Source organism: Microbulbifer discodermiae (assembly GCF_040742695.1).
In the GTDB taxonomy this organism is placed as follows: domain Bacteria; phylum Pseudomonadota; class Gammaproteobacteria; order Pseudomonadales; family Cellvibrionaceae; genus Microbulbifer.
The window spans coordinates 1-10,861 of the sequence record NZ_JBFLAB010000081.1; the positions used below are offsets into that span (position 1 = coordinate 1).

Annotated in this window: 6 protein-coding genes and 2 pseudogenes; 4 read left to right on the forward strand and 4 right to left on the reverse strand. The window is 56.8% G+C overall.

Going from position 1 to position 10,861, the window contains the following annotated elements:
* The first annotated feature begins 506 nt into the window (after positions 1-506).
* On the forward strand, positions 507-1,514 hold the full coding sequence (locus AB1S50_RS17835; protein ID WP_367152486.1) for an NAD(P)H-quinone oxidoreductase: 1,008 nt from the start codon (positions 507-509) through the stop codon (positions 1,512-1,514).
* A gap of 190 nt (positions 1,515-1,704) precedes the next feature.
* On the opposite strand, the pseudogene AB1S50_RS17840 reads toward AB1S50_RS17835, so the two are convergent.
* A pseudogene (locus AB1S50_RS17840) lies at positions 1,705-3,816 on the reverse strand (transporter substrate-binding domain-containing protein); the annotation flags it as partial.
* A gap of 129 nt (positions 3,817-3,945) precedes the next feature.
* A complete protein-coding gene (xseA, locus tag AB1S50_RS17845; RefSeq protein WP_367152488.1) occupies positions 3,946-5,298 on the reverse strand; it encodes an exodeoxyribonuclease VII large subunit in 1,353 nt (450 codons plus the stop codon).
* 170 nt (positions 5,299-5,468) lie between these two features.
* Between xseA and guaB the strand changes: the two genes are divergently transcribed.
* Positions 5,469-6,956: an IMP dehydrogenase gene (gene guaB / locus AB1S50_RS17850; RefSeq protein WP_367152490.1), complete on the forward strand. Its 1,488-nt coding sequence runs from the start codon at positions 5,469-5,471 to the stop codon at positions 6,954-6,956.
* Between the two features lie 93 nt (positions 6,957-7,049).
* The gene (guaA, locus tag AB1S50_RS17855; protein ID WP_367152491.1) at positions 7,050-8,627 is read left to right on the forward strand and encodes a glutamine-hydrolyzing GMP synthase; all 1,578 of its coding nucleotides are present in this window, start codon (positions 7,050-7,052) and stop codon (positions 8,625-8,627) included.
* A gap of 237 nt (positions 8,628-8,864) precedes the next feature.
* Here guaA and AB1S50_RS17860 read toward each other — a convergent pair.
* Positions 8,865-9,038 (reverse strand): annotated as a pseudogene (locus AB1S50_RS17860) (integrase core domain-containing protein); the annotation flags it as partial.
* Positions 9,039-9,264: 226 nt separating this feature from the next.
* On the opposite strand from AB1S50_RS17860, the gene AB1S50_RS17865 reads away from it, so the two are divergent.
* On the forward strand, positions 9,265-10,731 hold the full coding sequence (locus AB1S50_RS17865) for an acyltransferase family protein (protein WP_367152492.1): 1,467 nt from the start codon (positions 9,265-9,267) through the stop codon (positions 10,729-10,731).
* Between the two features lie 20 nt (positions 10,732-10,751).
* Here AB1S50_RS17865 and AB1S50_RS17870 read toward each other — a convergent pair.
* On the reverse strand, positions 10,752-10,861 hold a 110-nt coding region (locus AB1S50_RS17870; protein ID WP_367149665.1), incomplete at its 5' end, for an IS3 family transposase.

Here is a 10,861-nt window from a genome sequence, read left to right on the forward strand (position 1 = left end):
CCAGTGCACCTGGAATCTGCTGAGAAGTAGATTCCAGGTGAAAAAACAAACAATCTCAGGGTTGTTTTGGTCAAATTCAGGCCCGCACCAGAAAATACTGATACTGCCGTAGCGATTGTTGAGTTATTCAGACGTTCCCTAGCTTCCTAGCGAAAGCTACCACTTGTTTTGATGACCCTGCGGACCAGCCAGTATAGGGCTTCGGCCAGGTGGGTGGTTTAAGTGGGTATGCGTTTTTTCAAGTATATGGACAGGGCAGGCCAGTTGAGGTGCTTGAGACCAGGTTGTCTTCGGTATTTATTAATCCACTGGGCCTTAGGCTCGTTGGGAACTGGGTGGTCTGGATGCCAGCGTCACTGCTTTGAACAAAGGGAAAATAATGGCTGCTGAGTTGACCTATAACCTCTCGGTTGAGCTATACTGCCAAACCGATCAATCCGCCCATTCAGCCTAACCTGGCTGAGCAAGGTTTTGTTTTGCCTTAAGGAAATTCGGGGTAAAGACTTATGCGTTATATCGACCTGCCGAAGTACGGTGACGCGGACGTGATGCGGCTCGCCGAAGGCGATCGCCCAAGCCCGTCTGCCGATGAAGTGTTGATTGAGGTTTCCGCAGCCGGCGTCAACCGGCCGGATGTTCTGCAACGAATCGGTTCTTATCCGCTTCCCCCGGGCGCCTCGCCGGTGATGGGTCTGGAAGTGGCGGGCACTGTGGTGGAAGTCGGCGCTAACTGCAAACGCTGGAAGGTCGGCGATAGAGTCTGCGCCCTGACCAATGGCGGTGGTTATGCGGAATACGCGCTGGCCCCGGGGGCCCAGTGCCTGCCAATCCCGGCCGGTTTTTCCGATATCGAGGCGGCGGCGCTGCCGGAGACGCTGTTTACGGTGTGGAGCAATGTTTTCGACCGGGCGCAACTGCGTGAGGGCGAAGTTCTGCTGGTGCACGGCGGTTCTTCCGGCATCGGCACGGCCGCGATCCAGCTGGCCAGCAGCAGGGGCGCGCGGGTGTTCGCCACTGCGGGATCAGACGAAAAGTGCCGCGCCTGTACAGAGCTGGGGGCGGAGCGGGCGATCAATTATCGGAGCGAAGATTTTGTCGCGGTGGTGAAGGAACTGACCGACGGCCATGGAGCCGATGTGATTGTCGACATGGTGGGCGGGGATTATATTGACCGCAATATCCAACTCGCCGCCGTCGATGGCCGCATCGTCAACATCGCCTTTCTGCAGGGGGCCGAGGTACAGGTCAATATGCTGCCGGTGATGCTAAAGCGTTTGACACTCACCGGCTCCACCTTGAGACCGCGGTCTCCCGAGGCAAAGGCGCACATTGCCAGGTCGTTGGAGCAGCAGGTATGGCCGTTGCTCGAAGCGGGCAGAATTCGCCCGCGTATAGCCGCAACATTTCCCTTGCAGGAAGTGGCAGCAGCGCATCGCCTGATGGAGTCGAGCGCTCATATCGGCAAAATTGTATTGTCTCCGGTGCAGAGGGGGGACACAGGCGCAGCAGGGTAGTTTCGCCGCTGGCGACTGCGGTATAGGCTTTGTAAAGGTTGTTGATCTTGCGTACATAAGCTACCGGTTCACTCCCGCGCACATAGCCGTAGCGGGCCTTCTCGAAGTAGCGCGGTTCCTGCAGCTTCAGCATCGCAAACTCGACATTGTCGAACCACTTTTCCGAGTCCAGGCCCAGCTCCTTTGCCAGCCGCTGGGCATCCCGCACATGGCCCACCCCGGCGTTGTAGGAGGCCAGCGAAAACCAGAGTTTTTCATCCAGGGGGAGTGGCTGGTCGAAGCGATCGCGGATCCAGTCCATATATTTCACCCCCGCCTGGATATTGCGATCCGGCTCGTACAGGGGCGGGGGAAAACCCATATCCCGGCCCGTTTGCGGCATGACCTGCAGTAACCCCTGGGCTCCCACGGGGGACTTCGCCTTGGGGTTGAAATTACTTTCCTGCCACATTTGTGCGGTAATCAGACGCCAGTCAAAGTTGTATTCCGAGGAGGAACCTTTGACCAAAGTGTCGAAAGGTGAAAGGTCCTTGCCTGGCTCTACCTTTGCGGCGATCTTCTGGACCAGGTGTTTATTGGGTTTGAAATACGTCTTGTAGAGCCTGTCGAATTTCGGGCTCTTGGTGAAGCGGCGCAGGAAACGGTCGATCTTCTTTCTTAGGCTTTCGTTGCCCTGGGCTATCATCCACCCCTGGGGCAGTGCGTCCGTCACCGTCATGCCCAGCAGAATGTCAGGGTTCAGCGCCGCGTACATCTGTGCTTTGTCGCTGTCCTCAATGGTTGCGTCCAGTGCCCCCTGGGCGACATCGTTGACGATCTCGCCGTAAGACATAGTGTCCGGTGCTATCTTCACTGTTACGTCCACACCGTGGCGCTGGATGGTGCGGGCGACGCCGATGGGCGCTGAGTAGGCCCTAAGTACCAGTGTACGTCCGTTCAGGTCGGCCAGGGTTTGGATCGGTGGCTTGCTCCTGTGGCTGATAATCTGCTGGCCGGTGCGCAAATAGGGCACGCTGAACTCGACTCCGCGCGCGAGCCGCTCCGCGGTCATGGTGGTGGAGGCGCCGGCGAAATCCGCCCGGCCTGTGTTGACCCAGTCCACCAGGTCCTCACTGGTGGGCACGACGATAATTTCCAGTTGTAATTTGTGGTGGTTGGCAAAGGCCTTCGCCAGCTCGTAGTCAAATCCCATCAGCACGCCTCTCCACAGGAAATAGCTGCTGGGCCCGTTATAGGTGGCGAAGCGGATCACGCCATCCCTTTTGATCGTGTACCAGCTGGAGATCCGGTCGGGGACTGTGGTCACCAATACCCGGGTGAGATAGTTGTTGGCACGGAGCTGGAGTCTCTGTGCATCTTTGCGCATGGCCCAGGCCAGATCCTGCACTTCACCCAGAGTGGCTCCGATTTTCAAATCCGAGCGGTATTCCAGCGTCTCTTCCGCCAGGTCTTTGTGCATGACTGTGACCGCATTGTCGGAGTTGCTGACCTCGTCCAGCAGACTGTCCCGGTCATCGGCCAGGTAGACCTCGCGCACTGTGAGGTTGGCGTCGGGGTGTGCTTTGACCACGGCATGGGCCTGCTCGGCGTAGGTGGTACCGGCGAGGACTATGAACTCCATATCCCGCAGTTCGCTTACCGAGGAAATATCCGGTCCCCTCGCCGAGGCCACCAATACGTCCACGCCCTGGGAGATGGGCACCGTAAAAATATTCTGCTCGCGCCGCTCCGGGTTGTCGGTGACACTGTCCGCGACAATGTCCGCTTCTCCCTCCCGCACCATGCGCAGTGCCTGATCGATGGTTTCCGCCAGCAGCCAGCGGGATTCGAGTTTCAGGCGCGCTGCAAACTGGTCTGCCAGCTGGCGGTGGGTCTGGTTGACGATGGCCGCCCGGGGCAGAATATTTTGCGCGTCCCCGGCCAGCCCGACAAAACGAATGACGCCGCGCTTCTTGATCGCTTCGAGATCACCCAGCTCGATATAATTTTCCGGCTTCGGTTCTGTGTCCGCGGCCGCTTCCTGCCTCGTCGGGTTGAGGCCGCGGCGATATTTCTTCGCCTGGCCGGCCGGTTTGGCCGAGGCTTGTGGCGGCGCGGCGGTGCGAAAACTGCCGGGGCCGGCCGCCAGGGCCTCCCGGCTGTGGCAGGCTGAAACCCAGATGCCTAGGGTCAGGATTGCCAGCAGCAGTGTCGCGCAATGCCAGAGGTTTGCACGACCTGCTGGTACCGATCTAGGCGCTGCCATGGTGAAATCCGGGAGTCTCATGGGGCCTAGTTTAGGGTGGGGCCGGACGCGCCGCATTTCCGCGCCAACAGGCGTGCAGCTCAATCGAGGGTGAGGGGTTTTGACGGTTGACTCAGGCCCGAAAGCACCGCCATTGGCGGTGCAGGTCCCCGGCCGGACGTGGCCGCCTGGTCGGGCGGGGCTATTTCACTCGGAGGTCTGCTCCACCAGGGCGGTAAAACCGCCCTCCCACAGGCGGGTATGTACGCGCTGGCCCGCCTCCAGTGATTTCGAGCATTTAACGATCCGGCCGCTGTTGTCGCGCACAATCCCATAGCCCCTTTGTAACACCGCAAGGGGGCTCAGGTTGTGCAGCAGCTGCGCCGTGTGGCCCAGCCGTTCGCCACGCTGTTGGAGCAAACCGTCCACCGCCCTTTGCAGCGCCTTTCCCGCTTCATCCAGCTGGGTTTGCCCGGCGCGCAGTGATCGTTCCGGGTGGCAGTGGGCGAAGGCCCGCAGGGCGGAATCCAGCCGTTGCCGGTCCCGCTGAATGGTGTATTGGCCGGCACTCCGCAGGCGCAGTTCCAGGTGGTCGAGGCGCTGGGCGCGGTTTTGCAGTTGTTCCCGCGGGTGGCGGATATGGCTTCGCGCCAACCGGACTTCCTGCTGCAGGTGGCGTATCAGAAGCAGTGCGGCCCGCTGCAGCCGGTGTTTGAGGGCGGCGAGCGTCTGCGCCAGTTCTATGGCCCCGGCGCTGGCGATTTCCGCTGCGGCGGAGGGGGTGGGGGCGCGCACATCCGCCACCAGGTCGGCGATGGTGGTATCGGTTTCGTGGCCCACGGCGGAGATGGTAGGAATCGGGCAGGCGGCCAGTGCCCGGGCCACCACTTCTTCATTGAAAGGCCACAAGTCCTCCAGGGAACCGCCTCCGCGCCCGACGATCAGGAGGTCGTGGCGGCGGAGTCGACCCGCTGTGTCGATGGCCGCGGCAATCTGCTCCGCCGCTCCCTGTCCCTGCACCTGCACCGGCCACAACTCGATTGCGGCGGCCGGGTAGCGGCGCCCCAGTATCTGTACCATGTCCCTTACCGCGGCGCCGGTGGGCGAGGTGACTATGCCGATGTTGCGCGGTAGCATGGGCAGCTTCTGTTTGCGTGCCGGGTCGAAGAGTCCCTCCGCCAGGAGCCTGGCTTTGAGCTGCTCCAGTTGGCGCATCAGCGCACCGATACCCGCCTCCTCCATGTGTTCGACAATCAACTGGTATTCGCCGCGTCCCTCGTACAGGCTGACCCGGGCGCGTATCAGTACGTCGAGGCCGTTCCCGGGCCGAAAGCGCAGGCTGCGGTTGCGGCCGCGAAACATGGCGCAGCGCACCTGGGCCCGGGCGTCCTTGAGGGTAAAGTACCAGTGACCCGAACTGGGGGTGGAGAAGTTGGAGATCTCACCGCCGACCCACAGCAGGGGAATATTGTTCTCCAGCAGGCTTTTGACCTCTCGGTTCAGGTCGCTGACCGATAGGACACTGCGGTTTGTGGATGCTGTCGGCGGGCTGACTGGCATATCTTGCTCACTCGGGAAAATCTGGTGGGTCAATATTGCAGCATCCCCCCGGCAGGTAAAGCCGTTTGCCAAAAACACCGCCGCGACAGCAAATAGGCTTTTGCTGACAGTGTGGTTGCGGCTATAATCGCGCCGATACCCAATCCCGCCACTTCGAGGTTTGAGTGTCCATGTCTGAATCCGGTCTGCGTATCGCGCACGAAGCCCTCACATTTGACGACGTCCTGCTGGTGCCCGGCTACTCCAAGGTAACCGCCAAGGATGTCAGCCTGCAAACTAAGCTGTCGCGCAATATTTCCCTGAATATCCCGCTGGTGTCCGCCGCCATGGACACAGTGACGGAGTCCCGCCTGGCCATTGCCCTGGCGCAGGAGGGCGGCATCGGTATTATCCACAAGTCCATGTCCATCGAGGATCAGGCGCTGGCGGTGCGCGCGGTGAAAAAATTCGAGGCGGGCGTGGTCAAGGACCCGATTACCATTGAATCCAGCGCCAGTGTGCGCGAGTTGTCCGCCCTGACCAGTCACCACAATATTTCCGGTGTGCCGGTAATGGACAAGGGCAACCTTGTGGGTATCGTCACCAGCCGCGATGTGCGTTTTCAGACCGACCTGGATGCGTCGGTGGCGAGTATCATGACACCGAGCGAACGCCTGGTGACCGTTGGAGAGGGCGCGGCTCCGGAGCAGGTACAGGAACTGCTGCACCGGCATCGCATTGAAAAGGTGCTGGTGGTCAACGACAGTTTTCAACTGCGCGGGCTCATCACGGTCAAGGATTTCAACAAGGCGGAGCAGTACCCCAACTCCTGCAAGGATGAAGATGGCCGCCTGCGGGTCGGGGCCTCGGTGGGAACCAGCTCAGACACCGATGACCGGGTGGCAGCACTGGTGGAGGCCGGTGTTGACGTCCTGGTCGTGGATACGGCTCACGGCCACTCCTACAATGTGATCGAGCGGGTGCGCCGGATAAAGCAGATGCATCCGCAGGTGGATGTGATCGGCGGCAATATTGCCACCGGTGAGGCGGCGCGGGCCCTGCTGGACGCGGGCGCGGACGCGGTGAAAGTGGGCATAGGCCCGGGCTCCATCTGTACCACCCGCATCGTAACCGGTATCGGAGTACCGCAGATCAGCGCCATAGCCAATGTGGCCCAGGCACTGGCGGGCACGGGTGTGCCGCTGATCGCGGACGGTGGCATCCGCTTTTCCGGCGATATCTCCAAAGCCATAGTGGCGGGGGCCCACTCGGTCATGATGGGCTCTATGTTTGCCGGCACCGAAGAGGCGCCGGGAGAGGTGGAGTTGTACCAGGGCCGCACTTACAAATCCTATCGCGGCATGGGCTCCCTGGGAGCCATGTCCCGCCTGCAGGGCTCCTCGGACCGCTATTTCCAGGACGCCAGCAAGGGCGCGGAAAAACTTGTACCGGAAGGTATCGAGGGGCGCGTGCCCTACAAAGGGCCCATTGCGGCGATAGTGCACCAGATGATGGGCGGTCTGCGCTCGGCCATGGGTTATACCGGCAGCCTGGATATCGATACCATGCGGTGCAGACCCGAGTTTGTCCGGGTGACGGCGGCGGGCATGGGTGAGTCCCATGTGCACGACGTGACCATTACCAAGGAAGCACCCAACTACCCGGTGGGCGGCCGTTGACCGCACCCAGGCAGCAGTTGTATTTGATGGCGAGCGGACCCCTGGGGTCCGCTCGCAGTTTCGGGCCCGAGCCCAGTCCAATCCGAGTAAATCATGTTTAAAGATATCCACTCCAGCCGAATCCTGATTCTCGACTTTGGTTCCCAGTACACTCAGCTGATCGCCCGTCGGGTGCGCGAGTTGGGTGTATTTTCGGAGATCCGCGCTTTCGACATGAGCGAGGAAGAGATCAGGGCCTATAAGCCCCAGGGGATCATTCTCGCCGGCGGGCCCGAATCGGTACCCGAGCCGGGCTCACCGCGGGCGCCGGAGGTGGTGTTTACACTGGGTGTGCCGGTGCTGGGGATCTGCTACGGCATGCAGACCATGGCCCATCAATTGGGCGGTGAGGTACAGGGCAGCGATCTGCGCGAGTTCGGCTATGCGCAGATCGGGGTGGAGGGGCACTCCCGGCTGTTGCACGACATCAAGGACCACCTGGGCGGTGAAGGCCGCGCGCTGCTCGATGTGTGGATGAGCCACGGCGACAAGGTGGTGCGGATGCCGGAGGGGTTCGAACTGATGGCCTCCACGGATTCCTGCCCCATCGCGGGTATGTACCACGCGGAGAAAAATTTCTTCGGCGTTCAGTTCCATCCGGAGGTCACCCACACGCTGCAGGGACAGCGTATTTACGCCCATTTCGTGATGGAAATCTGTGGCTGTGAACAGCTCTGGACCCCAGCCAATATCATCGAGGATTCCATCGCCAGGGTGCGCGAGCAGGTGGGTTCCGGCAAGGTATTGCTGGGCTTGTCCGGCGGTGTGGACAGTTCGGTGGTGGCTGCACTGCTGCACAGGGCCATCGGCGACCAGCTGACCTGTGTGTTTGTCGACAACGGTTTGCTGCGCCTGAACGAGGGCGACCAGGTGATGGAGATGTTCGCCGAGAACATGGGGGTGAAAGTGATCCGTGCCGATGCGGAGGAGCAGTTCCTGGCGCGCCTGGTGGATGTGGACGAGCCGGAGGCCAAGCGCAAGGTTATCGGCAACACCTTTATCGAGATTTTCGACCGGGAGGCGGCCGAAATCGAGGGGGTAAACTATCTGGCCCAGGGCACCATTTATCCGGATGTGATTGAGTCGGCTGCGGCCAAGACCGGCAAGGCACACGTGATCAAATCGCACCACAATGTCGGCGGCCTGCCCGAGGATATGCAGTTTGAACTGGTGGAGCCCCTGCGCGAACTGTTCAAGGATGAAGTGCGCAAGATCGGCTTGGAACTGGGGTTGCCTTATGACATGGTCTACCGTCACCCGTTTCCAGGGCCGGGCCTGGGTGTGCGGATTCTCGGCGAGGTGAAAAAGGACTATGCGGATATCCTGCGCCGGGCGGATGCGATTTTTATCGAGGAGCTGCACCGGGCCGACTGGTACCACAAAACCAGCCAGGCTTTTGCGGTATTTTTACCGGTGAAGTCGGTCGGCGTAGTCGGCGATGGAAGACGCTACGAGTATGTGGTGGCCCTGCGCGCGGTGGAAACGGTGGACTTTATGACGGCGCGCTGGGCGCATCTGCCCTATGAGCTGATTGAGACGGTGTCCAACCGTATCATCAACGAAATCGAGCATATCTCCCGTGTCGTTTACGACGTGTCCAGCAAACCACCGGCAACCATTGAGTGGGAGTAGTGACATAGGCTGTAAGCCGCATAGTTACTGACTTTCACCACTTGTAAACTCCCATTTCTGCGTTGGTTTTGTAAACATACTTGTAAGCCTTTGCTACTACTGAAAACCTTAGCTGTATCAAGTATATCCGTATACAATACTTGAACTGGATACGCTTCATTTGGATATGATGGCCTGCCCCCAATCTTTAATCCAACGGCGACATTAGTAATGTCTGTGTTGGTCAATCCTTTTTTTGGTCGCCCGGAACACTGCCGAAAACTCTGCTGGTGTCTGATAGTCTAGCGGTGAGTGCGGACGCCGCTCGTTGTAATCCTGTCGCCAGATACTGATCAACTCCCGGGCATGTGCCAAGTCGCGAAACCAGTACTCGTTAAGACATTCATCTCGAAATTTGCCATTGAAGCTCTCGGTTGAGCGTAATAATATCACTCAAAGTCAGGTGGCCAAATTTAGTGTGCCACTACGATGTTGAGGGAAGGCTACGTAAAGACGTTGGAGCAGAGAACATGCAAAAGCAGAGTATTGGCACCAATACACACAAGTTGTTGAATAAAGCATAAGCGAACATTGAGGCAGTAGAGAAAGGCATGTTTGGAATAGGACACGAAATGGCTATTGGAATACAATTATCAACGTGAAATATAGAGCAGAAATCGATGGATTAAGGGCGTTCGCTGTATTGTCAGTGGTGATATTTCACTTCTATCCCTTCACTTTGGATTTAGGGTTTAGAGGTTATTTAGGTGTTGATGTTTTCTTTGTGATTTCTGGCTTTTTAATCGGAAGGTTTATAATTTATGGGCTCAGAAACGCTAGCTTCAGTTTCAGAAAATTTTATTGGAGGCGAGTAAAGCGAATATTGCCAGCAACTATGTCGACCCTCATCGTTACCTCAGTTGCTGCCATCTATATTTTAGCTCCTTATGACTTGGTTGCTTATTTCAAGTCTCAGCTTGCTGCCCTTACTTTTACTCCAAATATTTATTTTTGGCGAGCAGGAGGATATTTCGGTGATTTAGATGCGCTGAAGCCTCTTCTGCACTTCTGGTCTTTAGGAGTAGAAGAGCAATTCTATTTAATCTTTCCTTTAACACTTTTTCTAGTCCACAAACTATTTGGCCGGAAGTCGCTTACGCTAGCTATTTTAGTGATAGCAGCTTTGAGCTTTGTCTTGAATATTTTTCTAATAAAGATAGGGGGAGGGAATCCGGCCTTCTTTTTGTTGCCAGCTCGGGTGTGGCAATTCGGGCTCGGGTGTTTTGCAGCATGCATTGTTAGGGAGAAAATGTATCCAGCAAGAAATGAATTACTAAACGTGATTCTGATTTTATTAGCGTTATCTTTTTTTGTTCGGCCTCCCAGTCTCTTGCCAGATGGATTTCTGGTGACTATTTTTACAGCGATGATACTTGTGCTGACTCCCACTAGCGGTTTGGCCTTCTCAATTTTATCCAATAGGGTATCTCAATTTTTTGGGAAAATCTCGTTTTCGATTTATTTGCTGCACTGGCCAGTAGTGGCGTTATTAAATTATGTGTTTGTGCGTGGATTTTCCACTCAATTAGCGGCCGCAGGATTAATCTTTACTTTTCTTGTTTCTTATCTGAGCTATAGATTTGTAGAGGTTCCTTTTAGGTGCAATATTTCTGACAAAAAAGTCAAGCAATATTTGCTGTCCACAGTGTTCGTAATATTCGGCATGTCTATTATTGGCATGAATACGAAGTTGCTAGAATTTAATAACTCTAAACTAGTTTCAAATTTATCCGCTCAAATTCAAACAAATTATAGGTGCCCCGTAAGTAGCTATCGAAGTTTTGGTGGGGGCAGAGCTTGTATTTTGTCAGGCGCATACCAACCAGAGGAAACCTCTGTGGTTCTAGTTGGAAATTCTCACGCGCAAATGTATGCCCCTTTAATTAGTCAAAAGACGGTGGGCCAGAACGCATTGCTGGTGCCGCTAAACAGTTGCCTTCCTACAACCAATGTCAATATAAGCGATAGCTGTTTAACTCAAGCCTATTTGAATTTTGAAGCTATCAAAGATCTCCCTAAGCTCCAGTACATTGTTATGGGTTTAACTTGGTATGGGGTGTCCTGACAATACTGGACAGTCCCGCTTTAAGCCGCTTTGGCTGATTCCCAATACTTCTTGGCGAATTCAGTTGGGGCCAAGTTGCCAAGCCGTGAGTGGCGACGTTGGCGGTTATAAAAAATCTCGATGTACTCCC